A 24,018-nucleotide genomic window follows, 5' to 3' on the forward strand; every position below is an offset into this window, starting at 1 on the left:
ATGATAGGATAGAGATGAATGTAACCTGTTGGGAGATAGGAAGGGGTAAAGAATGTCCACAAAAGTTTATTTCAATCACGATGCAGGGGTCGACGATCTCGTTTCCCTATACTTATTGTTGAAAATGGAAGATGTCGAGTTGCTTGGTGTCTCCGTGATACCGGCTGATGGCTATTTGGAAGCAGGAGTGCGTGCCAGCAGAAAGATTATCGACCGGTTTGGCAAAGGCGGGTTTACTCAGGTGGCAAAGTCTAACTCTCGAGGAGTGCATCCTTTTCCAAAGGAATGGAGGATGCATACCTTCCATGTAGATGCACTCCCGATTTTGAATGAGGGAAGCATGATGAAGGCGCCAGTCAGTTACTTGCCTGCCCATCAGCATATGATTGAAAAAATCCGGTCCAATCCGGAAAAAACGACGTTGCTGTTCACAGGACCGCTGACTGATTTGGCAAGAGCTCTGGAGGAAGCACCGGATATTGAAGCAAAAATTGAAAAGCTGGTATGGATGGGAGGAACTTTCCAGTCCCAAGGCAATGTGGAAGACCCGGAACATGATGGTACAGCCGAATGGAATGCGTTTTGGGACCCAGAGGCAGCGGCCAGAGTGTGGAATAGCGGCTTGTTCATCGAGATGGTGGCGCTGGAAAGTACCAAGCAAGTCCCGCTGACTCCTCAAGTAAGGAATGATTGGGCAGCCCTTCGCGGATATGAAGGAATCGACTTTCTTGGGCAGGCATATGCGGCTGTTCCGCCACTTGTGTATGAAGAAACAAATTCCACTTATTACTTATGGGATGTGTTGACCACGGCTTCCTTGGGAAATCCGGATTTAGTCAAGGCGAAAACCGTTTATAGCAAGGTTCATACAGAATTTCCGAAGCAAGGTAGAACGTCGGAGGACGAACAAGGACGACCGGTTCAATTGGTTTATGATGTGGCTGCAGAAGAGTTTTTTGCTTATATTGCAGAGTTGGCTAAAAAGTGAGCAGAGCAGATAGGATATTTGTTAGCGGAGAAAGACCGGGTCATTGCCGACCTGGTCTTTCTCCAATTTTTGATGTTAATGGATAAATGATCGAGTTGTCCCAAAGGTAAGGGGATGGATGTAGATTTGAAATAATTGCCGGAATTTCATAAAAAAGAAACCTTTTGAACGCTGTTTCGTAACGCTAGTAATGGTTATAAATTCAGAATTAGGAGGAGAAATGATGGATTACGGTTTACTGATTATTGGGGTAGCGCTTTTAGTGGTTTCGTATCTCGTAGGGGTGAAAAAACAAACGAGTCTTTTAGCTGGTTTCAATGAAAAAGCGATAAAAAACAAAGAGTTATTAGGAAAAGTGGCGGGCGGTTTTTTTTTCCTCCCTCTAGGCTTGTTGGTAGTTGTAAGCAGCATGATCGATTACCCTTATGAAAATGCCGTTCTTGTAAGTGTCATGTTGATTTTATTGGGAAGTGTGTACTTGTTTATCAACCGAACATTACTTGACTAGCTTTTACGGAACTGCGAGTTGCTAATGTCGATAGGGAGAAAAAAATACGCATGGATTTCAAATCCAAACGTATTTTTGTCATGATTTTCTTTTGCCATGTGCGGATATAACTGGATTGGCTTTTTGCTGGAATGATTAGCGTCTGACACTGCCTGCGGAAATTTTAACGGATTCACCGACGATGTTTTGGGCTGCATCCGTCAACAAAAAGCATATAGTGTTGGCAACTTCTTCAGGTTTTGTGATGCGGCCGGAGGGGAGTCCTTCTTCGGCAATTTTTAACTGCTCTTCAAAAGAGCGGTTTTGTTTTTCCCCTTTGCGCTTGATTGCGTTTCTTCCCATACTCGTATCTACATATCCCGGGCAGACTGCGTTTACCCGTACACCATGCTCGATTGCCTCCAGGGAAAAAGAATGAGTGAACCCAATCAATGCAAACTTCGAAGCAGAGTATGCCGTGTTTCCATGAGTCCCTCTTAGACCAGACAACGAAGAAACGTTGACAATTGCACCTTTTCCCCGGGGTTTCATTTGTTTATATACCTGCTGGGAAAGCAGGACGGGCACCGTATAGTTCAGGTGCATGATTTTTTCCATTTCTTCCTGGTCCAGCTCCTCGACGAGCCCGCCCCCGCCGATGCCTGCACAATTGACGAGCAGTGTTATATTTCCGATTTCTTGCCGAGATGAGGCTACAAGTTTGTGGAGCTCTTGTTCATCGCTAATGTCCGCCTGGTGTGCAAGCACGTGAATGTCCGGTTGTTTCGTGCTGATTGTTTGTTTCAATTGCTTCAACTTCTCTTCATTTCTTCCCGTTATCGTCAAATTGGCTCCCATTTCCGCAGCAGCTAGTGCGGTTTCATAACCAATCCCGCCAGTAGCACCAGTAATCAAGGCGTGCTCCCCTTGCAACGCATTAGAAGCGAATACACCCATATACCAACCACCCTTTCCTGAAATACTTTACCCTAACCATTTCCCCATCATAACCCCACTTAACCACGCTTGTGGGGGTCAGTCCCTTTTTCAATAAAATCATTCATTATCCCTTTTGACAGGGTTGGATAGGGACAGACCCCAAAAGCGGACTTATACATGGCGAAAACCTTGTTGTGACAGGTCTTTACAAGAAGAGGGGACAGTCCCCGATAAGGTCGGATTATGTCGAAACTATGCCGGGAGGGTCAGTCCCTACCGGGGAATTTACCAGGGTGTTTAGCCTGGATTATCAAAGGGAGGGACTGACCCTCTTCCTGGACCCTCTTCCTGATTCTCTCTTTCCTCATCAGGTTTAGAACGGAGGTTGTGTGGCAATTAGTAGTGTAAATAGAAAGGGAGTGTTAATCGATGCAAGCTGTAACCTTTCAGGGAAAGGATAATATCCAAGTTAAACAGGTAGAGGACCCGAGGATTCATGAAAATACAGATATCATTGTAAGGATAACAGCCACGGGTATTTGTGGATCTGACTTGCACTTAATGAAGGGAAGTATCCCGTTAGGAGAAGATTATGTCATCGGTCATGAGCCGATGGGAATTGTGGAGGAAGTCGGTTCCCAAGTGAACAATTTAAAAAAGGGCGATCGTGTCGTCATTCCATTTAATATTGGCTGTGGTGAATGCTTTTATTGTAAAAACCAGATGGAGAGTCAGTGTGATAATTCCAATCCACATGGAGATGCCGGCGCGCTATTTGGTTACTCTGAACAGTTCGGAAATTATCCAGGCGGCCAAGCTGAATACTTACGTGTGCCTTATGCGGACTTTACTTCTTTCAAAGTTCCAGAAAACAGTGAACTGGATGACGAAAGCGTACTGTTTTTGTCTGACGTCATTCCAACTTCTTATTGGAGCGTCGAACACAGTGGAGTGAAATCCGGCGATACGGTAGTCGTTTTGGGATGTGGACCAATCGGACTGATGACTCAGAAGTTTGCCTGGCTGAAAGGTGCTGATCGGGTGATTGGTGTAGATCAGGTACCACATCGTCTGGAACATGCCAAAAGAGTCAACAACGTCGAAACATACGACTTCAGCAATAACAGTGAGCTTGGTTCTTTGCTTAATGAAAAAACCAAGGGCGGCGCTGACGTCGTTATCGATTGTGTCGGTATGGACGGGACAGTTCCTAAAGGAGAGTCGTTTGGCTCTGATCAGGACAATCAAGTTGGAACTATTCGTCCGATCGTCACAGCTTCGCAGGCTGTCCGTAAATTTGGTACAGTCCAGCTTACCGGGGTTTACGGCAGCAATGCAAATGATTTTCCGCTCGGGGACTTTTTCTCTCGCAATGTCTCGTTGAAAATGGGACAAGCTCCAGTGATTCATTTAATGCCTGAATTGTACAATATGGTGGAAAATGGCTATGTCAATCCAACCGATATTATCACTCATCGAATGGACTTGAAGGATGCGGCCGATGCCTATAAAATCTTTGATGAGAAGACCGACGGGAATATTAAAGTGGTATTGAAGCCATAAAAATAACCGAACCATGCCTATCCCATTATGTTGATGAAGAATAAAACAAGACCATCCTGCTCAAGTAAAAGGAAGGTTATGGTGGAAAAACAAATGCCCCCTTGTCCAACTTTGGATAAGGGGTCGTTGGATTCACCAAAAAACAATTTAGACGGTTACAATTCCAATAGTTGCGGACTGCCTTCCTTGGTATTCATCAATCGGATTTCAATGGGCTTGATTTCCAGCACAACATACTCAGGATCATCCGGCCCTTCAAACCATGCTTCCAATTTATCGTTCCATAATTTTTTCTTGATGTCATTCGACTCTTTGATCGCTGCTGTGCCTTCAATCTCCAAGTAGGCATCTTCCAGCCCCTCTCCTTTATATCCAAGCAGGATGTGGACCCGGTTGTTTTTATCAATGTCATCTACTTTATGAGTCTCCTTGTCGGTGGCAGTATACAACGTGAAATCATCATTGAAAAAGGTCATATAGCGTGAAAATGGTTTGTCCTCTTTGACTGTAGCCATCGTTCCGATCAAATTACTATCCAGGATACTGGTTGCTTTATCTTTAATTTGATGTTGTTCCATTCTTTTGTCACTCCTTTGGTTTATCCATGTATTTGTTATGATACCTATTATTCCGGCAGCCTAAACAAATTATTGCCTTTAATTCCGAAGAACTATTATAGGCGGAGAAGGGAAACGGTGGTATACTATGATGCGAAAACATTAAATGTTAGGAGTAAAACGGACTATGATGATAATGGTATCCATTATTTGCGTGATCGTGGTGGCCCTGATCATCGGATTATCTTTGCTGACCACTTCAAAAGGGTATGCTTATAAACATCAAGTAGATCCGCATCCGGATGACTTGGCAGAACATCAAAGGAATGAGATGGAACAACAAAAGGAAGCGAATGAACAGGATAACCGGACTGGATGATCGGAACAAAAGCCATGGACCGTCTAAGCAGCTGATTTGTATATCAAAACAGCACGCTGGCGGTCTTTTTTCAGGAAAAATATCAGACCGGTTTAAAAAGTGTTTCGGCATAATCGGGAAAGGTTAAAGACTATGGAAGAATGGAGGGAAAATGATGACTGAACGAGCAAAATGGCCGTGGGTCGCAGAGCAGCGCTGGGAAGACTTGCTATTCATGCATTGGCCGGTTCCTTATGAGGCATTGCGGCCGCACGTTCCAGAGCCGTTTGAACTGGAAACATTCAACGGAGATGCATGGATCAGTATCGTGCCTTTCCTTGGTAACAAAAATCGTTTTCGCGGAATGCCTGGTGTTCTTCCCTTAGTATCTTCCTTTTTAGAGCTGAATGTGCGAACGTATATCCGCTATAAAGGAGAACCGGGTGTGTACTTCTTTTCCTTTGATGCAGATAGCAACGCTGCTGTGGCAGGGGCGAGAACCGTGTTTTCATTGCCTTATATGAAAGCCAAGATGTCCATGAGGAGGAACAGGAAAGAGAAGGAAGTAGTTTTTCATAGTCAGCGTATTCAAAAAGATGAACCCTCTGCACGTTTTTTTGCACGTTACCGACCGACTTCCCAAACCTCCCGCGCACGAGTGGGGTCCTTGACCCATTGGCTGGCCGAACGCTACTGTCTGTTTAATATAAAGGGGGACAAGGTGTTGAAGGGACCGATCAATCACTCACCGTGGGAGTTACAGGAAGCGGAAGCGGAGGTGGAGATGGATGACTTGGTTCCATTTCTTTCAAAGCAGTATTTATCCGAGTCCCCGCTTGTCCACTATGCTAAAAGCAAGAAGGTACACTACTATCCATTCGAAACTGTAGGAGAAATCCAAAAATAGAGGCTGGGACAAATGTATCGTGAACAAAACAAGAACTGAATCATTCCATCATTCGTTCGGTTTTTTGTTAGAAAAAGTAAACCGTTCTAACTTTCCCTTTTAAAAAGAGCAACGCTCCACCTCGACAAGGTACTTCGCTTTCCGCGGGCACGGCTTCAGCTGTCTTGGTATAGAAAAGCCCTTTACCAAGTGGATCTCCAGTTCGCGCTCATCCCGCAGGAGTCTGCGACCTTGCCTCCGTTCACGTGGAAGTATTCGCAAATGAGCGGTGCTCACTCCTAACTGATTTCTGTATTTTCTCATACCGTTACAGAAAGAAAGATAAACCGTTTGGAAAGAGGAGTCCTTCTTTTTTATTTTTATGGTGTTGATTCGCGAGTTCAAATTTCTAAATAAAAACCTTCCGTGCTGACTTCCGTATTCGTCATTGTTTAGAACCCTAACAGTCACATAGAAGAATACGGTTCTATTTATTTTGTCTTGCTCATATAAAAATCAGACCTGGAAACTTGCCGTACATACGAAGCACTCTTTAAATAACAGGATAATAAGAAGTCTATCTAAGGAACACAAATAGTAAAAACCGAGCGAATTTGATTGATCGTTCAAATTCGCTCGGTTTTTGCTTTTGTGGCCATGTTTTTGTCCCGGCCTCGTATCTTCTTACAGACTGGCTTTCAGAATTTCCGAGGAATCCTGTTTGTTGAGTTTTTTGAAGTTGCCGTATTCGCTATTGGCAGTCACGGTTTTTTCTGCCATTAATTCGATGCTGTCTTCCTTGATATCATAGTCGGACAAACGGGAAGGTGCATCAATGCTATTCCAGAATGCGCGCAGTTTTTCGATTCCTTCCAGACCTACTTCCCGTTCGGACTTTCCTTCTGGATCGACGCCGAATACTCGTACGGCTAACTGCTTGAAGCGGCTAGGATCCTCATCGATCGTGTGCTTCATCCAGTTAGGGAAGATGATAGCAAGGCCGCCTCCGTGAGGGATATCATGAACAGCCGATACAGCGTGCTCTAGGTTATGTGTAGCCCAGTCACCCCGGTACCCCATGTTGACAACCCCGTTAAGCGCCATGGTTCCGTTATATAATATCGTTGCCCGGTGCTCATAGCTTTCCAGATTGTCAAGCAATTTTGGAGCTGTTTCCATCACGGTCAACAGCAGCGATTCCACCATGCGATCCTGGAGCAGAGTATTGCTTTCTTTGTGGAAATAATGCTCCAACGCATGGGACATCATGTCCACGATGCCGTAAATGGTCTGATCGCGAGGGACCGAAAACGTATTGACAGGATCCAATATCGAGAATTTAGGGAACGTATAAGGGCTTCCCCATCCGTATTTTTCATTGGTTTCCCAATTGGTGATAACCGAACCGGCGTTCATTTCCGATCCTGTAGCTGCCAATGTCAGAACCGTTCCGAATGGAAGGGCATCTGTAGCCGCCGCTTGCTTGGTTACGATCTCCCAGACATCGCCGTCATATTTCGCGCCAGCGGCGATCGCTTTGGTACAGTCAATTGTACTTCCACCGCCGACAGCCAAAAGGAAGTCGATTCCTTCTTTTTTACAAATTTCAATCCCTTTACGGGCAGTAGACACACGTGGGTTAGGCTCGACACCGGATAGTTCGAAGACTTCCGCATTGATTTCGGCCAGAGTGTTTTTTACATCATCGTACAGTCCGTTCCGTTTAATGCTCCCGCCGCCATAGACCATCAATACTTTTTTACCGTATTGCGGCACTTCTTCTTTTAATTTTTCCAACTGTCCTTTACCGAATATAAGTTTAGTTGGATTGTAATATGTAAAGTTATCCATATTATCAGCCTCCTTTCTCTAATAATGACGAATTCAAAAATCATTGTAAAGAAATATACAATCAAGGAGGCTGTCGTTCCATCATGCAGGATTAGGAGCTTACCATGGTCCCGCCATTGACGTGGATGACCTGGCCTGACACATAGGAAGAATCTTCTGAAGCAAGGTAAACATATGCTGGCGCAAGCTCATAAGGTTGACCGGCGCGTTTGAAAGGGACGTCCTGTCCGAAGGTGGTAACAAATTCAGCGGAAAAGCTGGATGGAATCAAAGGTGTCCAAATTGGACCGGGAGCCACCGCGTTCACCCGGATCGGTATGCCGGCCAGATTTTGGGACAAGGAACGGGTAAACCCGACAATCGCCCCTTTGGTGGCAGAGTAGTCGATCAATTTCTCATTTCCTTCGTATGCCACGACAGAAGCAGTATTAATAATGGCGCTCGACTTTTTTAAATAAGGAAGAGCTGCCTTGGTCAGATAGAAAAAGGAATAAATATTGGTCTTGAACGTATCGTCGAATTGTTCGGAGGATATTTCAAGCAGACTGTCTTGAGGAAATTGCACCGCATGATTATTCACGAGTACATCCAATTTTCCGAAAGTTTCCATGGTTTCTGCAATCACAGCTTGACAGTTTTCCTCTTCCCGCAGGTCGGCGGTCATAAGCAGACAGCGCTGTCCAAGGCTTTCGATACGCTGTCTGGTCCGAAAGGCATCTTCGTTTTCATAGGAAGAGTAGTAGGCGATGGCGATGTCGGCGCCTTCTTTGGCAAAAGCGATAGCTGTCGCAGCTCCGATGCCGCTGTCTCCACCGGTGATGATAGCGACCTTCCCGGTCAGCTTTCCGGAACCGCGATAGCAGGGGTCTTCCACTACGGGTCGGGGAATCATCAACCCTTCGATTCCCGGCTGCTGTGGTTGATGTTGTGGCGGGAATGCCGGTTTTGGTTTTTCATTGTCCTCTTTAATATGGATAGATGTTTTTTTCATCTTACCCCTCCTGGTCAAAAGTCTATTCTTTCGTACTTTATTCACCAAAAACAGGTGAGGTTCCTGATGGGCATAAAGCCGGCTCAATTAATTGACACTGTGCCTTTTTTCTTACTATAATGCTCCATAGACTAAAACCAGAGAGTATTTTTATGACTTGCTGGTCACGGAGGCGAGAAGGTTGTCGGAAAGACGGATGGAAATTATCCAATCAGCAATAAAATGTTTTTCGCGTAAAGGGTATTTTTCTACGTCGATGCAGGAAATCGCGGAAGACTGTGGTGTATCGAAAGGCTTACTATACAAACTTTTCGACTCCAAAGAAGATTTGCTGATACAGGTTTTTGAGTCTAACCATAAGCGAATGTTCGAGAAGGCAAGAACAATCCACCTTGATGAGACACTGGCCCCGCGGGATGTATTCAAGCAGTCCATTCTCATTGAGCTAGAGGGAATGTTTGAGAATAAAGACTTTTTCAATATATTGTATAAGTCGCTCCCAAAGGAGAACAACAAAGAAATACTTGCTTTGAGCAAACGGACTAGAGCAGCAATGCTCAGCTGGCATAAAAAACTGTTAGTGGATGCTTATCAGGAGAAAACTGAACCGGTTATTTGGGATCTGACCGTGACGCTGCAGGGAATTATAAAGGAATTTATCCAACTGACGGTCCAGGAACAAAAGCCGGTGAACCTGCACCAGGTCGCCGAGTATATTGTCGATACGCTCGATGCAGCCGTCGAAAAGCACATCGATAAGCAAGCGGTGCTTACAAAGGAAGTAATGCAGGAATACGAAACATACCAGTTTGATTTAGAGCCTTTTGAGCGGCATGAGCAGCTTGAAAAATTGTTCAGCCAATTAAAGGAAGAAATCGCTCCACTGCCCAAGCAGGAGCGAGACGGACTATATGATGCAATCAATCTAATGGAGCAGGAAATAAAAGAAGAAAAGCCGCGGGAGTTTTTACTGCAGGCTTTACTCTCTTACATAAAACAACACGCGGCTGCAACAGGGACACTGGAAAAAATGGAAAGACTGCTCTAATTCCCGAATAAAGGAGATGACAGCATGGCAGAAGCACAACCGGAGCAAGTGCAGAATCGGTTTCCGATAGTGGCGGTCCTTCTTGCAGGAGCGTTTGTGGCGATATTGAATCAAACACTGATGGCCACAGCAATCCCGCATATTATGGGAGATTTTCATATTTCGGAAAACACCGCCCAGTGGCTGACAACGATTTTCATGCTTGTGAATGGAATCATGATTCCGATCACTGCGTTTTTAATTGAAACCTTTACAACGAGAAAGCTTTTTATCACCGCGATGACCTGCTTTGCTGTTGGCACCTTGATATGCGGCATTGCCCCATCCTACTTCATTCTGATGGTAGGACGTGTCGTTCAAGCCGCCGGGGCGGGAATCATGCTTCCTTTAATGATGACTGTATTCTTGACAATTTTTCCGATTGAGAAGCGCGGTGCTGCGATGGGCAATGTCGGACTTGTCATTTCTTTTGCACCTGCGATTGGTCCGACTTTATCAGGATATATCGTGGAAAGCTATCCATGGCGGGTCATGTTTTTCATCATCCTGCCGATTGCCATCATCGATATAGTCATTGCTTACTTTGCCTTGAAAAACGTCAATGAACTCACCCATCCAAAAGTGGACATCATTTCGATCATTTTATCTTCTTTGGGCTTTGGCGGATTGTTGTATGGATTCAGCAGCGCTGGCAACAGCGGCTGGGACAGCATTCAAGTCGTTGCTTCTCTTATCGTCGGTGCAGTAGCTTTGTCGATTTTCATCATCAGGCAATTCAAACTGGCGCAGCCGATTTTGGAATTCCGGGTGTTTAAGTATAAAACGTTTACCATCACGACAATCATCGGAATGATTGTGTTTATGAGCCTGATCGGCTCTGAGACTATTTTGCCGATCTATATGCAAAACATGCTCGATTTCAGCGCTCTGGAATCAGGAATAATGATCATGCCAGGAGCCTTGTTGATGGGCGCAATGTCACCAATCACTGGCAGAATTTTCGATCGGATCGGCGCCCGCTGGCTGGCAATATCCGGGTTGACCATCATGACGATTACGACCTTTTTGTTTACCAATTTGTCGACAGAAACTTCGTTGCTTTACTTAACAGTAGTATTCGGCATCCGCATGCTTGGCATGTCTATGGTCATGATGCCAGTAACCACAGCAGGACTCAACCAGCTGCCATTGAAACTTATTCCTCACGGGACAGCTATGAACAATACCATGCGGCAAGTGGCGGCTTCAATTGGAACAGCCATCCTCGTTACCGTGATGACAAGTGCCGCATTGGATAGCGGCCCCGATGCCACAGCCGGCGACCTGATCCATGGCGTAAACGTTTCATTCTGGGTAGCAACCGCCTTATCCATTATTGGCTTGGCTTTAAGCTTTTTCATCAAAGGCACCACCCCAGCCCAAGAAAGAGCCGAGCAGGAAAGAAAAGCGGAAGCGACCGGGGAGCGGCGATAGAAGTGGACTGAGCCTTAGGAGATAAAGGAAATACAATGAGCGTTAGCGAATTGATATTGACTTTCACCCAAGGGTATAAGGGCGACTAAGCCTCTGGTTTCACCAGTTGGCAAGTCTTCTTTATCGTACGGAGGCGAGGGAAGTTCATGAGCCGCTGGGAGCTGTAGCTGGACAAAGAAAAGCGGAAGCGACCGGGGAGCGGCGATAGAAGTGCGCCCCCGCAACGGGGGTGGTTCGGCTTTGCCACGCAAAGCGGCGCTTTTCGCCGAACTTCCGATGTCCGTAGGAGATACTATAAAATGAGTTTGTTGTTCTTAAAGCTGGCGGAAGCAATTTATTGTTTCCGCCAGCTTTTTAAATGTTGCGGGAAAGCCCCTAGTATTGGGTATTCATTAAAAATCATCCAGTCGTTTCCCTGTATAAATCCTCTAGTTCACTGAAACAATAAGTTCGACTGAAGCTGGAGGGATAAAGATGAAAAAGCAGGGGAAAAGCCAGAAAAAAATAAGATGGTGGCAGCTTTCCATGATTGGTATCGGGTGTATCATCGGTACCGGTTATTTTTTGGGATCGAGTATTGCCATTAGGCAAACCGGACCATCGGTTTTGTTTGCATTCATTTTGGCAGCGGCGGGTACATATGTCGTTTTTGATGCACTTGCCAGAATGACTGCGGAGCATCCGGCAGAAGGTTCCTTCCGTTCTTATGCCAAAAAGGCTTATGGTCATTGGGCCGGCTTCAGCAATGGCTGGGTATATTGGTCTTCGGAAATGCTGATTATGGGAAGTCAGCTGACGGCATTAGGGATTTTCTCGCAATTCTGGTTTCCGAAGATGCCATTGTGGATTCTTGCTTCGATATTCGGCCTGTTGGGCCTGATCGTGATCCTTACCGGGGTGAGTGGATTTGAACGGTTTGAAAACATATTTGCTGTAGTAAAGGTTGCAGCGATATTGATGTTTATCATCATAGCCATACTGGCGGTTTCTGGTATGCTCAATGGCCAGAAAGAGGCTCCGTCTTTCGCTTTTGGTTTTCAAGAATTGTTCCCGAATGGCTTGGTCGGGTTTTGGACAGCATTGATTTTTGCTTTTTATGCTTTTGGAGGTATCGAAGTTATGGGAATAATGGCTAACGAGCTGAAAGAACCTCGGGAGGCCCCAAAGTCGGGTAAAATCATGCTGTTATCCTTGACGGTCATTTATATAGCCTCCTTATGGCTGGCGCTGCATCTGGTGGCCTGGAATAAATTCTCCACGGATGAAAGTCCCTTTATTCTGGCGTTGGATAAATACCATATTGCTTTTGTTCCCCATGTGTTCAATGGAGCGTTAATTATTGCTGGTTTTTCCACGATGGTTGCTTCTTTATACGCAATTACCACCATCATTGTCAGTTTGGCGAAAGACGGGGATGCACCGAAACTTTTCACCAAAAAGACTGGAAAAAGGGAGATTCCGTTTCGGGCTTTATCCCTTACAACCAGCGGACTGATTTTGTCGATAATTGTTTCTTTACTATTGCCGGAAAAAATTTATGAGTATTTCACCACAGCGGCGGGCTTGATGCTGCTCTATACCTGGCTGTTTATTCTATTCTCTTATAAAAAGGTAATGAACCCTTCTGGGATGCAAATGGCGAAAAGGTATATTGGATTACTGCTGATTCTTTTGGCCGTATCGGGAACATTGTTCGATAAATCCAGCAGACCGGGCTTTTTTATCAGCTTGGGATTTTTAATCCTGATTGGTTTGATCACTTTATCCATGAAAAAGAAATGGGAGCACGGGAAAAAAGCATGACGACTAAATCAAAAACCGGACGATAAATCGAATTCGTTCGGTTATATTTTGTTTTAAACTTCGATTGAATTTAGCAAAAGCTCGCCGGCTGTTGCTTTTACGTTTTTCTTTAAGAAAGTGTGGATTTTTCATACATGTTGGTGGTTGTCCTTTACGTGAGCTGAATCCCTTTCATATAAAGTAGCATAACGGTATCAAAGATACCGTTATGCTACTTATGGTGTAAACCGGGAAGGGGTTGAGTGACTGCTATGTTTGAAAATCTGACTTTTATCCAGTTGATTAGCAATCTGGGCTTCCCTATCGCAATCACTGTCTATTTGCTTCATCGTTTTGAAAAACGAATCAAAGCATTGGAAAAAGCGGTGAGTGAACTGGCTAAGCTAATTGAATCCATTCGGGACTAACGTTGTTTCGGATGGAATGGACAGCTTTGACTGGAGGTTTGATCTTCCCTCAAAAAATACTGCTTCGCTTCAAAGTTATCCCCCTGGCCATAAGTATTCAAATCTGGATGGGGAGGCAGATCATCATAGGCAGTTAATCGTTGCCTTATTTTTTCTTTTATGGACAAGGCGTATGACTGGCTCATAAATCTTTCGAATGCCCATCTTGGTGTAAATGCTAGTAGAAAACAAGGGAAACTGCGGCTTCTGCGCCTTTTATGGGCGGGTGTTGCCGTATAAATGAAATACCGTTCACCATGAAAGCAGAATTCCCAAAGGGGATCAGATGGATGAACAGGAATTTCAGCCGGCCAATCGAAGGAGTCGCTGTCATGAAGAGTGGTCAACAGCTGCCAAAACAAATATTCATGGTCGGCAACCGAACGTTCCTCATCGTATTCAAAGAATAGGATGAGGGAAGTGTAACGGCCGAATGCTTTATAGGAATGACTGTACTGTGCAAGCAGGTCTGCCATTGCTTCCACTGTTTTGCCATCAGTGGGCCGAGGCAGGAATCCAAATCGAAAATGCTTCAAAGAGGCCCCTTGTACGGCAGGAATACAAGGGAACCTGTCGCGTTTGTCCGCCAATTTTTCCAGGAATGCCTGGTAGTTGGAAAAGTGAGATTTGCTAATGCCTTCCGGCTGCATGAGTAGGTCGTCGCTTGTATAAAGTGTCATGGTCGTCACCCTTTCCCTGATAATCTATTACCGATAGCGGAAATGGGTGACTGCCATTATTTGTTTATTGCAAAGGAAACAACAATGCTGCCGCCTGCCAGCCGAAATAAATTCCGAAACAAATCAGGGAAAGCCCGGACAGGACGGAGATGATAATTAACACCCTATCGGTCAGGAAGCGACGGAAACTGCTGGCCACGAGGGCCATCGTAATGTCCCAGATGATCAAGCCAAGGATCACTGCACTGCTATATAATACTAAATGGGAAGCGTCATACTGGGCGGCTGTTTTTGCTAATACGGAACCATAGATACCCAACCAGAACAAAATGGTAAGGGGATTGGAGAGTGCTAAGAAGAACCCGGTGAAAAAGGTCTTGGACGCAGCATTTTCTTCGTTTCGGTATTGTTCTCCGGATAATTTCCGGGCACTCAGCACGCTTTCAAAGCCGGTGTATAGCAAGACAAAACAGCCGAACGACCAAAGGAACGTTTTCATGAACGGGGTTTCCAAAAAATGTACGATGCCGAAATAAACGGTCAACATGTACAATATGTCTGCTGCTAAAGAACCGAGTCCTATCAACCATGCGTGGAAAAAACCGCTTTTGATCCCCTTGTCCAATTGTGCAGCGTTGATTGGTCCAATCGGAGCAGCTAGAGAAAGCCCCAAAAATACATAGCTAAAAAAAATCCCCACTTTATCTCTCTCCCTTATGGATAGCTTGTACAGTCTATTCATCTGAAAGAAGAGTTAGCACAGAAAATCATCAACAAGTCAGACATGACTGGAAGTAGTGGACAAACTGTTGATAAAATGAATGGACAAATGAAAAAAGCTGGTGATGTATATGGGGATAAACGAACTGATCATTTACATAGTGGCGGTGTTCTTTGTCTTGGGGGCCGTCGACAAATGCATTGGCAATAAACTGGGGCTCGGGGAACGTTTCGGCGAAGGGTTTCAGGCCATGGGCACCATTGCTTTGGCCATGGTTGGCATTATTTCTTTGGCGCCTGTGCTTGCCAAGTTGCTTACTCCTTTGGTGCTTCCGGTTTATAGTCTGATAGGTGCTGATCCTGCTTCCTTCGCCAATACCATTTTGGCTTTGGATATGGGAGGATATTCATTGGCCGAAGCTATGTCACAAACTGAAGAGGCTGAATTGTTTTCATGGGTATTTCTGGGTACCATGCTAGGGCCGACGATTGCTTTTACAATCCCAGTTTCATTAGGAATGATTGAAAAGCGGGATTATCCTTATTTTGCAAAAGGAATCTTGCTCGGGTTGATTACCGTTCCTGTGGGATGTCTTGCAGGAGGCGTGATTGCTGGCCTTGATTTTGTGATGATTCTTCGCAACTTAATCGTTCCTGTTTTGCTGGCCGTTTTCATTTCCATCGGGTTGTGGAAGCAGAAGGAAAGAATGTTGTACGTTTTTTCTCTATTTGGGAAAGCCGTACAACTAGCGGCTATCATAGGTCTTGCCGCGATAGGGACGGAATCTCTTACAGGATTGGTGATTATTCCGGATATGACACCGATCAATGAAGGTATTCAGATTGTCGGGGCCGTTGCGTTATTTTTGGCAGGTGCATTTCCGATGCTGGCTTTTATTCGGAAAGTATGTGGGAAACCGCTGCGGAGTATAGGAAACAAAGCAGGGATCGATGAGGCATCGACGACAGGTGTGCTGGCATCTTTGGCCCATATCATCCCGATGTTGGCCACATTGAAATATATGGAACCAAGGGGAAAGGTCCTTAATGTAGCTTTTGCTGTCAGTGGGGCATTTGCATTCGGTGGTCACCTTGGATTTGTTGCTGGCATCAACCAGGATGTGGTGTTTGCCGTCGTAGCAGGAAAACTGATCGGTGGCTGCAGCGCCATGATATTGGCTTTGCTGACGACCCCGAAGCATACGGGACGGGACGCCGAATGAAAAGAATCGAGACGAGGTATTCGGCCAATTTATTGCAGAGTGACAATTACCTCTTAAGGAAATAGTGCCGGAGCGAGATCAGATGTATATAAGAGCAAAAGGCAGCAAAAAAATTCCGGCCAGCATAACGGCCGGACCTTTGCTGTTTCAGCGGGTTAACGATTGCTGTGTCTGTTTCAAGAGCCGCAATAAGTCGTCCGCGCGTTGAAGCTGCTGTTTTTCTTCCTCACTGAACCAGCTTGACCGTTGGTGGGCAAGTGCCAATTGTTCTTGTGCATAGGCAAGGTGGTTTTGCGATTCAGTAAACATTGCAGGATCAGTCTGGGCGCGCTCCGTCCAATGCTGTGCCCTTTCGATTGCTGTCGTTGCGGCATCCAGGAGATTATCTTCCTTCATCAAGCTTATCACCTCCGCAGTCAATGGACTTCTTTTGTATCTTCAGCAATGGCTTCATCATACGCATCCATTAATTTAGCCATTTCCTCTTCGGAGACATCGAGCAAAAATTCATCATCGTTTTCATGAAGAATCCGTTTCATTTTAAGTTCATTTTCCGAAGAGTACAGAACGTATTCTTTTTTATCCATTTCGATGACTGCATCGACTGTATATTCCTTTTGGTTACCCGCTTCATCTTCTATGGAGATGGTTTCCATATTTTCTTCTGGCTGTTTCAATTGCATCACCCCTTTGGATTTTCTCTTGTAGTTTTTACTGCCTCGTTTAATTTATGCGAAGGGAAAAACGGTCAGCTTGTTTAAAAGTATCGAAAAAAAGGAAAATTAAAATGAAACAAAAAATGCAAGGAGGATGATTTACTGATGAGTGATGTATTATTTACTGCCCATGCAACAGCAAAAGGCGGAAGAAACGGTCATGTGAAATCCGATGATGGAATCATCGATTTAGATTTAGTCAATCCAGCCGACGATCCTGACTCCAAAGGTTCAAATCCTGAGCAGTTATTTGCTGCCGGTTATTCCGCATGCTTTGATGGAGCGTTGAATTTGGTGGCGGGCAAGCAAAAGAAAGACATCGATTCCACTATTACAGCTGATGTCGATTTCCTCAAAGATTCAGAAGACAACGGCTTTAAAATCGGTGTCACCCTAAACGCTGAGATTAAAGGCGTATCTCAGGATGAAGCCGAAAAACTGGTTGAACAGGCCCACAAAGTATGCCCGTATTCGAAGGCTACCCGAGGAAACATCGAAGTGAAACTGAACACAAAAGCTGTTTAAAAAAATAGAAAAACCAAGAAGTCCAGGCTATTGAGTCTGGACTTCTTAACACGTGACGACAAGCGTTACAGGCTTAGTGCCTTTTTCGCCAGCTCCATGTCATGCTTAAACAGCTTCTTTAAATCATAAGCCGGGTAGTTTCCTTGTTTATACATGAATTGGAAAACATCGTCATGGAGTTGAATCATCTTATTCAATTGATTGACCAGCACCTTTTTCAAAGCCGGTGTCGCTGTTTCCGTAATAGCGATACTATAGTTCCGTACTGCGGTTTTAGATAAAACCAGCAAGTCTCCTTGAAACAATGTTTCGTCCACTTGTTTTCTTTCTTCCTCTTCCTCTCTTGGTGTTAGCGGATAAAATGCAAGCAGTTCCTCCAAACCGGCTTCCATAAGTTTGATCGCGTTCTGATACAATGCTTTCAATTCCTGACTTTTAATTTTGGGCAGTGTCGTTTTCAATTTCATCAGGCCGATAGAATTAAAGGCTGTGATTTCATGCAATTCAAGTGACTCATGCCAGGCTAACGTTTTATCCATGTTCACAACTCCCCTGTCTAGTTGAATGTCTTTTAATTGTATGCGAATACCCATATATTGGTTCAGCTTTCAGTCGGCATTCCCGGTTGTTTTTGATAAAATGGGATAAAAACCGGGGACAGGCAATAAAGTAGGCATTACTGACGGCGCAAATGGCCTGGCATACTTCCAACCATCTCTGCTGAATAGAGAAATTTCGGTAGGCTTGTTGGGTGTTTGACTGTCACCTCATGTATGTAGTTAACTTAATGACAGTTACATCCTATGGAAAGGGGCTGGTGCGGTGTTGGGGAAAAGAAAAATAGTATTTATAGGGGATAGTATCACAGATAGCGGTCGGCAAGAGGATAGCCAAGGGATAGGATATGGGTACGTTAGACTTATCCATGATTATTTGATGACGGAGTTGAATAATTCTTCTCCTGAAATCGTGAATAGGGGGATGAACGGAAACCGGATCACAGATTTGGCTTCAAGATGGAAGCGGGACGTCATCGACCAACATCCGGATTTTCTCTCCATTTCTATCGGTATAAACGATGTATGGCGGCAGTTGGATCATCCGGCAAAGGAACAGGTTTATCCGGATAGATTTCACGACATCTATAGGCAGCTGCTTGATTCGTTAAAGCCTTCAAGAACTATCCCGATTTTGATGGAACCGACCATCATAGAAGAAGATCCGGATTCTCCCGGCAACCAGAAACTCAAGCCATATGTGGAAATTGTCCGCCGGCTGGCAAGACAGTATGACGGGGTCTTGGTCCCGACTCATCATAAGTTCACGGCTTTTTTGACCAGCAATTCCAAAGAAAAGCTGACAACGGACGGGGTGCATATGACATCCCTTGGAAATATGCTTATGGCGAAAACATGGCTTCAAACGGTCTTGAAGCAATTACAGGAGGAAGATAGATGTTCAAAATAAGACTAGGTAGTCCGGAAGATTTTGAAGGGCTTTTGGAGATATACAAAGAACTTCAACAGCGGAGGGCTGCTGCGAAACCGGAATACTTTAAACAAAACCTGTCGCCGATTAATGCGCAAGATCTTTCGGAAATAATTGCGGATGACCGTAAACGGTTATATGTAGTAGAAAAAGCGGGAGCCATACAGGCATTTACTATTTTCAAGGGCGAAAAACAGGAGGAAACAGCTTTATATAAGGAACGCCGGATTATTAAGGTTGAAGAGTTATACATTAAACAAGATCAGAAATACAAAGGGATCGACCAATATTTGTTTGAAAAAATCAAGAAGTTTGCTTCCAGCATCCAGGCTACGGAAATCGAGCTGGAGCTTTGGGAAGATGATCTGGAAATGATCGATTATTACGAAGAAAGACTGGAACTGATTCCGAAAACGAGAACAATGGTTTTTCCGATCAGCAGTCTGGGGGGAGAATGATATGACACAAGGGACAACCAGGATGTTGTTTATCGGAGCCGGTAGAATGGCGCAGGCTATCATCGGCGGCTTATCAGGAAATCGACGGTTTGCCATTACCGCATCCAATAATGGCAATCAAGGACGGCTTGAATATGTGGAAGGGGTCTATGGAGTTTCCGTATCAGAAGATTGGCGGGAGGAAGTAAGCCATTCTGACATCATTCTATTGGCCATGCCTCCCGAAACCCATCCAGGGCTGTTAAAGGACTTGGCCGGACTGCTTGACAAGCAGCTGGTGATAACAGTAGCCGCGGGTATTTCTCCGTCTTACATGGAAGGAGTTCTCCCAGTAGGGACTCCTGTCGCTTGGGTCATGCCGAATACGGCAGCGAAGCTGGGTGAATCAAGCACTTTGTATGCCACGGGGAAACATGTCGACCAGCATCATAAACAGCTTCTGGAAGAAATTCTGGAGGGAATAGGGGCATTCGAAAATGTTACGGAGGAGCAGCTTTATGAATTGACTGCAATCACCGGCAGTGCACCTGCCTTCATTTATCGGATCGCAGAGTCCTTGAAAAACCAGGCTGCGGCTGTCGGTATATCTGAACAACAGGCAAGAAAGCTTGTAGCCCAGATGATCGCAGGTTCTGCTGAAATGCTGAAGACGGGCGAAGACCCGGCTGAATTGGCTGATCAGGTTGCAACTCCGGGAGGTTCGACTGCCGCTGGTTTGAATCTGTTGGACAATCATGATATCGACCGGCTTATGCAGCAAGCAATCACTGCGTGCAGGGAAAAAAGCAGACAGAATCATTGATCAAATAGAAGGAACAAGAAGAGGCAGGACGTAATCTAAATCTTCCAGGAAGAAGCGAACGATAGAGGTGAATAGCAGATGCCGATAGCAAAGGGGTTTGCTATAATGTAGCGTATGGATGCTAGGTAAGAAAAAATCATTGTCATCAAGTGTTGAAGGGACGATATATATTTGAAGAGGAAAGGAGGAAGAGAATGAAATTTTTACGGAATTTGATTATCACGGCTGCTATTTTAGCGGTTGTCGGATATGGAATTTACCATATCGCCGCCGGGGTGATTGCGGATAAAGTGGTCGACCAGGTCGAACAGGAACTTTATCCTGGCGGAGATGTGGAGGCGGTGAAACAGTCGATCGACAATAATCCTGAGTTACAGGAATTCCTTGCAGATGCTCCGCAAATTGACCGAAGTCAATTACCTTTCACGACCAAGGAAGGGGCAGTTAAAAATCTGATCAAGAAGTTCAGTGTCGGTGAAATTCAGGAGTTAAGCGAGACGGTCAACGGTGACATGACACAAGAAGAACAAATGGCTTTGCTTGAAAATATCGAGAAAAAGCTTTCCCCGGAAGAATTGAACGCAATTAAAGTTGTTATGTATGAGGAATTGAATAAATGAAAATCGACCGTATCGGCATCGGCTGCGATACGGTCGATTTTTTGGTGTGAGAAAATGGTAAATTTAATTGCAGTGGATAATTATTGGCGGAACCGCCTCGTCCAACTTCCGCGTCAGGACGGGAAGGGTGTTCTTAAACTAACTTATTGCGCGCTGCGCCCAATCCAGCGATGACCATAAACACTGACACGGCAAGGATAGTGGAAATCGGTAAGTTCCACCTTCCTGTGGCATCGACGAGGAGCCCGATAAAGAATGGGCCCGCTGCAGCCAGCAAATAGCCAAAGGACTGAGCCATCCCGGAAAGTTCGGCTGCTTGTTTTGCGTTAACAGCCCGCATGCTTAAAAAGGCGAGTGCCAGACTGATGCTGGCACCGAGAGCGAAACCGATAAAGGTAATCCAAACAACCAGCAGCCAAAAAGATCCACCGGCCAATAGACCGCCATAACCTAAGACGGCAAAGAAGCCGATCAGCAGAATGATTCCCTGCTGGTTTTTGAACTTATCTGCTAAAATCGGAGCAACAAATGTAGCGGGAAGGCTGATAAACTGCATATATGACAACAGCCAGCCGGCAGTTCCGATCGTCAATCCATAATTATGGAGGATTTCAGGCAGCCAGGAGATGGTCACATAAAAGAGAAACGATTGCATGCCCATGAACAAGGTCACCTGCCATGCGAGCGGTGATTTTGTCAGGTGTGCTGCCGATGGTTCGAAATATTGTTGTTCCGGCTGCTCGTTTTTTTGTGTATGTAAATAAATCGACCAAACCCCGATACCGATGAAAGCCAGGACCACCCAACTGACAAGTGAAAGCTGCCATCCCAGTTGCAAGCTGTCAGCCAACGGTATGCTTAGACCGGAAGCAAGCGCTGCAAAGGAGGCCATACAAGTGGAGTAGACACTCGTCATAAGGCCCACTTTTTCCGGGAATTTTTCTTTGATCAACCCGGGCAACAGTACATTACAAACCGCAATTCCCAGCCCTACCAAACTGGTTCCGATATAAAGGGTAGGCGTGTAGGCAATCGACCGGCTTATGATTCCGATGATCAACAAAAGAAGTCCTAGTCGCAAAGCGCGGCCGCTGCCGATACGATTGCTAAGCCGGGGAGCGATTGGGGACATTGCCGCAAAAGCTAGAAGCGGCAAGCTGGTGATCATCCCGGCTCCCCAGTTGGCCAGGCCGATATCATCGCGGATCCTTCCGAGCAATGGTCCGACAGAAGTGATTGCCGGTCTTAAGTTAAAGGCTATCAGAATAATCCCCGCAATGAGCAGGAAACGACCCGCAGGTTTTGCCGCATATCTGGATTTTGTATTCATATGTAAAATCGATCTCCTTCTAAAATCAGGCCATTTTTCATGGCGGATGTTTTCTTTTGAATGTTGGAACATATGTATAAAAGTATAGAAGAAGTAAGGTCGTTCATCAAAGAAAAATGATTTGCCCGCCGAATTACTGATCCGTCGTCGGGATGGCTTCATAAAGTTTTTTTGTTTCCAAGAAGCGGGCATTTTCGCTGTCTGTTCCCATGATAACGGATAGGTACCGGGAATTGCCGCGTTTTATCGTTCCGGTAAAACAATACCCTGCGGCATCTGTATAACCCGTTTTCAACCCATCGACGCCTGGGTAGCTGATTTTTTCCGTATCCATTTCAGGAAGCATGACATTGGTGTTATAATAAGTAGTACTATCATGGCTGCCGTGTGAAACCGTATCATCGGCTAGCGAAGATATTTCCAGGATTTCCGGGTGCTTGTTCAGAAGCGCCAAACCTAACGTGGCTACATCTTTTACAGACATAGCATTATCGGTATGCTCCAGATTTTCGTAGCGATAGGCACCTAAATCTTGATTGTTCAGTCCCGTACTATTGACGAAAACAGAGTTATCCATTACGAATGTTTTGGCTGTATCATTCATGCTGCTGACAAATTCTCGCTCGCTGCCAGCTACAGCTTCAGCAAGCGCGATAGCAGCTCCGTTGGCGGAGTGAATGGCTGTTGCGTGGAAAAGTTCTTCCACGGAATAGGTAAGGTCTTTTCTTAGTAAAATCGAAGAGTAGCCAGGAGTATTAGAAATCGTGTAAGCATAATCACTGATGGAAATTTGTTGATCCCAGGTTAGTTGTTCCTGGTCGATTGCTTCCAGGACGAGGTATTCGGTCATCATTTTTGACATGCTTGCTACAGGGAGCGATTGATTGATTTGTTTTTCGTATAATATTTGGCGGGTATCTGCATTGACCAATATGGCAGCCTTTGCATGAAGTTGAAGGTCCGGAAAAAGGACTTCCTCTTCCACATGGAAAGAGGAGCCCTGGTGTACGACCTTTGTCGACTTTTCTTTCTCTTGTTCATCGGGGCTTTCGCCGTAGATCGAGATTGCGATAAAGCTGGCAATCAGCAGAAGAAAAACAAAAATGAGTGTGTACGTAAATGCTTTCATTTAAATTACCTCCATGAATAAAGACGACACAAAAAGCGAATAGTCTACAAAAAATATACTGAAAGTTTTTGACCTGGCGATATAAAATGGTGACAAGAACGAACTGCAGTTTTTCCACTCGTGCTTGATTACATTAGTTAAGGTGCTTTGCCTAGTTAAGATAAAAGGAAGAGCGTCGCATAATATCCCGCGATTTGCTTCCTGCAAAAAAGGTTGGGGAGATAAATGAATAACAGTAGCTTGAAACATGAAGTGCTATCCTGGCTGAAAACTATTTTGGTGGCACTAACAGTTGTCATCGTATGCCGTCATTTTTTGATTACGCCATCGATTGTGGAAGGTGAGTCGATGATGCCGACTTTGCATGATGGTGATCGTATCATCCTCAGCAAAATAGGAAAAGTTGAACGGTTCGATGAAATTGCCTTTCAGGCACCCGACTCTGACGATGCTTATGTAAAACGGGTCATCGGCCTGCCGGGCGACAAAGTCGAAATGAAGGAAGATGTCCTTTATATCAATGACAAGCAAGTGGATGAACCGTACTTGGAAGAATACAAAAAAAGTTTATCGCAAAGCCAGTATCTCACAAACGATTTTACACTGAAAGAGATTGCCGGCAAAAGCACTGTACCGGAAGGCTGCCTTTTCGTTCTGGGAGACAATCGACTGGTCAGCAAAGATAGCAGATACTTTGGATTCATCAAAGATGAAAGCGTCATCGGCGATGTCAAATTGAGGATATGGCCATTAGAAGCCATCGGCATACCCGAATAAAAAAGGGGGCGGTTCCAAAAGTCTTTCACCGACTTATGGAACCACCCCCTTTCTAATGGACACTTCCGAAGGGAATTTGGCCGAAACAGGAGAATGGGGGTCAGTCCCCACAAAGGGACAATACGAGATAGATTTGTAAAGATAGTGAAAATGGGGCCAG

General features: G+C 45.1%; 27 protein-coding genes. 16 read left to right on the forward strand and 11 right to left on the reverse strand.

Annotated elements, in window-relative coordinates; translation table 11 throughout:
* The first annotated feature begins 52 nt into the window (after positions 1-52).
* Both F6X55_RS17305 and F6X55_RS17310 read left to right on the forward strand, forming a co-directional pair.
* Entirely contained in the window at positions 53-988 is a 936-nt protein-coding gene (locus F6X55_RS17305; protein WP_153464947.1) for a nucleoside hydrolase, read from the forward strand.
* 223 nt (positions 989-1,211) lie between these two features.
* Positions 1,212-1,496 carry a DUF3784 domain-containing protein gene (locus F6X55_RS17310; RefSeq protein WP_026571476.1) on the forward strand — a complete coding sequence of 95 codons (285 nt, stop codon included), beginning with the start codon at positions 1,212-1,214 and terminating at the stop codon, positions 1,494-1,496.
* A 135-nt stretch (positions 1,497-1,631) separates the two neighbouring features.
* Here the strand turns inward: F6X55_RS17310 and F6X55_RS17315 are convergent, their stop codons facing one another.
* Positions 1,632-2,432, reverse strand: a complete 801-nt coding sequence (locus F6X55_RS17315; protein WP_153464949.1) for an SDR family NAD(P)-dependent oxidoreductase — start codon at positions 2,430-2,432, stop codon at positions 1,632-1,634.
* A 411-nt stretch (positions 2,433-2,843) separates the two neighbouring features.
* Between F6X55_RS17315 and F6X55_RS17320 the strand changes: the two genes are divergently transcribed.
* Entirely contained in the window at positions 2,844-3,977 is a 1,134-nt protein-coding gene (locus F6X55_RS17320) for a zinc-dependent alcohol dehydrogenase (RefSeq protein ID WP_153464951.1), read from the forward strand.
* A gap of 155 nt (positions 3,978-4,132) precedes the next feature.
* Here F6X55_RS17320 and F6X55_RS17325 read toward each other — a convergent pair whose 3' ends face one another.
* A complete protein-coding gene (locus F6X55_RS17325) occupies positions 4,133-4,555 on the reverse strand; it encodes a pyridoxamine 5'-phosphate oxidase family protein (protein WP_153464953.1) in 423 nt (140 codons plus the stop codon).
* Between the two features lie 166 nt (positions 4,556-4,721).
* Here F6X55_RS17325 and ytzI point away from each other — a divergent pair, with 166 nt between their 5' ends.
* Both ytzI and F6X55_RS17335 read left to right on the forward strand, forming a co-directional pair.
* Positions 4,722-4,913 (forward strand): YtzI protein, encoded by a 192-nt coding sequence (ytzI, locus tag F6X55_RS17330; RefSeq protein WP_035427266.1) that lies wholly within the window; start codon positions 4,722-4,724, stop codon positions 4,911-4,913.
* Between the two features lie 154 nt (positions 4,914-5,067).
* Positions 5,068-5,799, forward strand: a complete 732-nt coding sequence (locus F6X55_RS17335; protein WP_051381973.1) for a YqjF family protein — start codon at positions 5,068-5,070, stop codon at positions 5,797-5,799.
* Positions 5,800-6,462: 663 nt separating this feature from the next.
* On the opposite strand, the gene F6X55_RS17340 is transcribed toward F6X55_RS17335, so the two are convergent.
* Both F6X55_RS17340 and F6X55_RS17345 read right to left on the reverse strand, forming a co-directional pair.
* The gene (locus F6X55_RS17340) at positions 6,463-7,629 is read right to left on the reverse strand and encodes an iron-containing alcohol dehydrogenase (protein ID WP_026571470.1); all 1,167 of its coding nucleotides are present in this window, start codon (positions 7,627-7,629) and stop codon (positions 6,463-6,465) included.
* 91 nt (positions 7,630-7,720) lie between these two features.
* A complete protein-coding gene (locus F6X55_RS17345) occupies positions 7,721-8,620 on the reverse strand; it encodes an SDR family oxidoreductase (protein WP_153464956.1) in 900 nt (299 codons plus the stop codon).
* A 181-nt stretch (positions 8,621-8,801) separates the two neighbouring features.
* Here F6X55_RS17345 and F6X55_RS17350 point away from each other — a divergent pair, with 181 nt between their 5' ends.
* The 4 genes from F6X55_RS17350 to F6X55_RS17365 all read left to right on the forward strand — a co-directional run bounded on the left by F6X55_RS17350 (position 8,802) and on the right by F6X55_RS17365 (position 13,351).
* Positions 8,802-9,668, forward strand: a complete 867-nt coding sequence (locus tag F6X55_RS17350; protein ID WP_153464958.1) for a TetR/AcrR family transcriptional regulator — start codon at positions 8,802-8,804, stop codon at positions 9,666-9,668.
* A gap of 24 nt (positions 9,669-9,692) precedes the next feature.
* The gene (locus tag F6X55_RS17355; RefSeq protein ID WP_026770939.1) at positions 9,693-11,141 is read left to right on the forward strand and encodes an MDR family MFS transporter; all 1,449 of its coding nucleotides are present in this window, start codon (positions 9,693-9,695) and stop codon (positions 11,139-11,141) included.
* A 474-nt stretch (positions 11,142-11,615) separates the two neighbouring features.
* Positions 11,616-12,944 carry an amino acid permease gene (locus tag F6X55_RS17360; protein WP_026571467.1) on the forward strand — a complete coding sequence of 443 codons (1,329 nt, stop codon included), beginning with the start codon at positions 11,616-11,618 and terminating at the stop codon, positions 12,942-12,944.
* Positions 12,945-13,195: 251 nt separating this feature from the next.
* On the forward strand, positions 13,196-13,351 hold the full coding sequence (locus F6X55_RS17365; RefSeq protein WP_153465205.1) for a YvrJ family protein: 156 nt from the start codon (positions 13,196-13,198) through the stop codon (positions 13,349-13,351).
* Here F6X55_RS17365 and F6X55_RS17370 read toward each other — a convergent pair.
* Both F6X55_RS17370 and F6X55_RS17375 read right to left on the reverse strand, forming a co-directional pair.
* Complete coding sequence (locus tag F6X55_RS17370; protein WP_153464960.1) at positions 13,348-14,070, reverse strand: YqcI/YcgG family protein; 723 nt, start codon at positions 14,068-14,070, stop codon at positions 13,348-13,350. The two genes, F6X55_RS17365 and F6X55_RS17370, sit on opposite strands and share 4 nt — an antisense overlap.
* Positions 14,071-14,134: 64 nt before the next feature.
* Positions 14,135-14,770 carry a LysE family transporter gene (locus F6X55_RS17375; RefSeq protein ID WP_026571465.1) on the reverse strand — a complete coding sequence of 212 codons (636 nt, stop codon included), beginning with the start codon at positions 14,768-14,770 and terminating at the stop codon, positions 14,135-14,137.
* 151 nt (positions 14,771-14,921) lie between these two features.
* Between F6X55_RS17375 and eutH the strand changes: the two genes are divergently transcribed.
* A complete protein-coding gene (gene eutH / locus F6X55_RS17380) occupies positions 14,922-16,013 on the forward strand; it encodes an ethanolamine utilization protein EutH (protein WP_153464962.1) in 1,092 nt (363 codons plus the stop codon).
* Positions 16,014-16,160: 147 nt separating this feature from the next.
* Here the strand turns inward: eutH and F6X55_RS17385 are convergent, their stop codons facing one another.
* The gene (locus F6X55_RS17385; RefSeq protein ID WP_026571463.1) at positions 16,161-16,409 is read right to left on the reverse strand and encodes a hypothetical protein; all 249 of its coding nucleotides are present in this window, start codon (positions 16,407-16,409) and stop codon (positions 16,161-16,163) included.
* A gap of 20 nt (positions 16,410-16,429) precedes the next feature.
* Positions 16,430-16,690: a hypothetical protein gene (locus tag F6X55_RS17390; protein ID WP_153464965.1), complete on the reverse strand. Its 261-nt coding sequence runs from the start codon at positions 16,688-16,690 to the stop codon at positions 16,430-16,432.
* Between the two features lie 144 nt (positions 16,691-16,834).
* Here F6X55_RS17390 and F6X55_RS17395 point away from each other — a divergent pair, with 144 nt between their 5' ends.
* Positions 16,835-17,254: an organic hydroperoxide resistance protein gene (locus F6X55_RS17395; protein WP_026571461.1), complete on the forward strand. Its 420-nt coding sequence runs from the start codon at positions 16,835-16,837 to the stop codon at positions 17,252-17,254.
* 65 nt (positions 17,255-17,319) lie between these two features.
* Here the strand turns inward: F6X55_RS17395 and F6X55_RS17400 are convergent, their stop codons facing one another.
* Positions 17,320-17,793 carry a spore coat protein gene (locus F6X55_RS17400; RefSeq protein WP_153464967.1) on the reverse strand — a complete coding sequence of 158 codons (474 nt, stop codon included), beginning with the start codon at positions 17,791-17,793 and terminating at the stop codon, positions 17,320-17,322.
* Between the two features lie 286 nt (positions 17,794-18,079).
* On the opposite strand from F6X55_RS17400, the gene F6X55_RS17405 reads away from it, so the two are divergent.
* The 4 genes from F6X55_RS17405 to F6X55_RS17420 all read left to right on the forward strand — a co-directional run bounded on the left by F6X55_RS17405 (position 18,080) and on the right by F6X55_RS17420 (position 20,622).
* The gene (locus F6X55_RS17405; RefSeq protein ID WP_371069763.1) at positions 18,080-18,721 is read left to right on the forward strand and encodes an SGNH/GDSL hydrolase family protein; all 642 of its coding nucleotides are present in this window, start codon (positions 18,080-18,082) and stop codon (positions 18,719-18,721) included.
* On the forward strand, positions 18,709-19,200 hold the full coding sequence (locus F6X55_RS17410; protein ID WP_026571458.1) for a GNAT family N-acetyltransferase: 492 nt from the start codon (positions 18,709-18,711) through the stop codon (positions 19,198-19,200). Before F6X55_RS17405 ends, F6X55_RS17410 begins: the two co-directional genes overlap by 13 nt.
* Before the next feature lies 1 nt (position 19,201).
* A complete protein-coding gene (proC, locus tag F6X55_RS17415; protein WP_153464972.1) occupies positions 19,202-20,002 on the forward strand; it encodes a pyrroline-5-carboxylate reductase in 801 nt (266 codons plus the stop codon).
* A gap of 194 nt (positions 20,003-20,196) precedes the next feature.
* Positions 20,197-20,622, forward strand: a complete 426-nt coding sequence (locus tag F6X55_RS17420; protein ID WP_153464974.1) for a hypothetical protein — start codon at positions 20,197-20,199, stop codon at positions 20,620-20,622.
* 133 nt (positions 20,623-20,755) lie between these two features.
* Here F6X55_RS17420 and F6X55_RS17425 read toward each other — a convergent pair whose 3' ends face one another.
* Positions 20,756-21,952 carry a CynX/NimT family MFS transporter gene (locus F6X55_RS17425; protein WP_153464976.1) on the reverse strand — a complete coding sequence of 399 codons (1,197 nt, stop codon included), beginning with the start codon at positions 21,950-21,952 and terminating at the stop codon, positions 20,756-20,758.
* Positions 21,953-22,085: 133 nt separating this feature from the next.
* The gene (locus tag F6X55_RS17430; protein WP_153464978.1) at positions 22,086-23,081 is read right to left on the reverse strand and encodes a D-alanyl-D-alanine carboxypeptidase family protein; all 996 of its coding nucleotides are present in this window, start codon (positions 23,079-23,081) and stop codon (positions 22,086-22,088) included.
* 225 nt (positions 23,082-23,306) lie between these two features.
* On the opposite strand from F6X55_RS17430, the gene lepB reads away from it, so the two are divergent.
* On the forward strand, positions 23,307-23,858 hold the full coding sequence (gene lepB, locus F6X55_RS17435) for a signal peptidase I (RefSeq protein WP_026571453.1): 552 nt from the start codon (positions 23,307-23,309) through the stop codon (positions 23,856-23,858).
* Positions 23,859-24,018: the final 160 nt, after the last annotated feature.

Origin of the sequence: Sediminibacillus terrae, assembly GCF_009602435.1 — a bacterium.
Classification (GTDB): domain Bacteria; phylum Bacillota; class Bacilli; order Bacillales; family Amphibacillaceae; genus Sediminibacillus; species Sediminibacillus terrae.

Bases quoted from the DNA above. Each gene is read 5' to 3' on its own strand.
- F6X55_RS17345 (WP_153464956.1), bottom strand. From the start codon at position 8,620: ATGAAAAAAACATCTATCCATATTAAAGAGGACAATGAAAAACCAAAA.
- F6X55_RS17325 (WP_153464953.1), bottom strand. From the start codon at position 4,555: ATGGAACAACATCAAATTAAAGATAAAGCAACCAGTATCCTGGATAGT.
- F6X55_RS17315 (WP_153464949.1), bottom strand. From the start codon at position 2,432: ATGGGTGTATTCGCTTCTAATGCGTTGCAAGGGGAGCACGCCTTGATT.
- proC (WP_153464972.1), top strand. From the start codon at position 19,202: ATGACACAAGGGACAACCAGGATGTTGTTTATCGGAGCCGGTAGAATG.
- F6X55_RS17360 (WP_026571467.1), top strand. From the start codon at position 11,616: ATGAAAAAGCAGGGGAAAAGCCAGAAAAAAATAAGATGGTGGCAGCTT.
- F6X55_RS17420 (WP_153464974.1), top strand. From the start codon at position 20,197: ATGAAATTTTTACGGAATTTGATTATCACGGCTGCTATTTTAGCGGTT.
- F6X55_RS17400 (WP_153464967.1), bottom strand. From the start codon at position 17,793: ATGGATAAAACGTTAGCCTGGCATGAGTCACTTGAATTGCATGAAATC.
- F6X55_RS17365 (WP_153465205.1), top strand. From the start codon at position 13,196: ATGTTTGAAAATCTGACTTTTATCCAGTTGATTAGCAATCTGGGCTTC.
- F6X55_RS17305 (WP_153464947.1), top strand. From the start codon at position 53: ATGTCCACAAAAGTTTATTTCAATCACGATGCAGGGGTCGACGATCTC.
- lepB (WP_026571453.1), top strand. From the start codon at position 23,307: ATGAATAACAGTAGCTTGAAACATGAAGTGCTATCCTGGCTGAAAACT.
- F6X55_RS17385 (WP_026571463.1), bottom strand. From the start codon at position 16,409: ATGAAGGAAGATAATCTCCTGGATGCCGCAACGACAGCAATCGAAAGG.
- F6X55_RS17370 (WP_153464960.1), bottom strand. From the start codon at position 14,070: ATGACACTTTATACAAGCGACGACCTACTCATGCAGCCGGAAGGCATT.
- F6X55_RS17425 (WP_153464976.1), bottom strand. From the start codon at position 21,952: ATGAATACAAAATCCAGATATGCGGCAAAACCTGCGGGTCGTTTCCTG.
- F6X55_RS17355 (WP_026770939.1), top strand. From the start codon at position 9,693: ATGGCAGAAGCACAACCGGAGCAAGTGCAGAATCGGTTTCCGATAGTG.
- ytzI (WP_035427266.1), top strand. From the start codon at position 4,722: ATGATGATAATGGTATCCATTATTTGCGTGATCGTGGTGGCCCTGATC.
- F6X55_RS17410 (WP_026571458.1), top strand. From the start codon at position 18,709: ATGTTCAAAATAAGACTAGGTAGTCCGGAAGATTTTGAAGGGCTTTTG.
- F6X55_RS17310 (WP_026571476.1), top strand. From the start codon at position 1,212: ATGGATTACGGTTTACTGATTATTGGGGTAGCGCTTTTAGTGGTTTCG.
- F6X55_RS17340 (WP_026571470.1), bottom strand. From the start codon at position 7,629: ATGGATAACTTTACATATTACAATCCAACTAAACTTATATTCGGTAAA.
- F6X55_RS17430 (WP_153464978.1), bottom strand. From the start codon at position 23,081: ATGAAAGCATTTACGTACACACTCATTTTTGTTTTTCTTCTGCTGATT.
- F6X55_RS17395 (WP_026571461.1), top strand. From the start codon at position 16,835: ATGAGTGATGTATTATTTACTGCCCATGCAACAGCAAAAGGCGGAAGA.
- F6X55_RS17320 (WP_153464951.1), top strand. From the start codon at position 2,844: ATGCAAGCTGTAACCTTTCAGGGAAAGGATAATATCCAAGTTAAACAG.
- F6X55_RS17335 (WP_051381973.1), top strand. From the start codon at position 5,068: ATGACTGAACGAGCAAAATGGCCGTGGGTCGCAGAGCAGCGCTGGGAA.
- eutH (WP_153464962.1), top strand. From the start codon at position 14,922: ATGGGGATAAACGAACTGATCATTTACATAGTGGCGGTGTTCTTTGTC.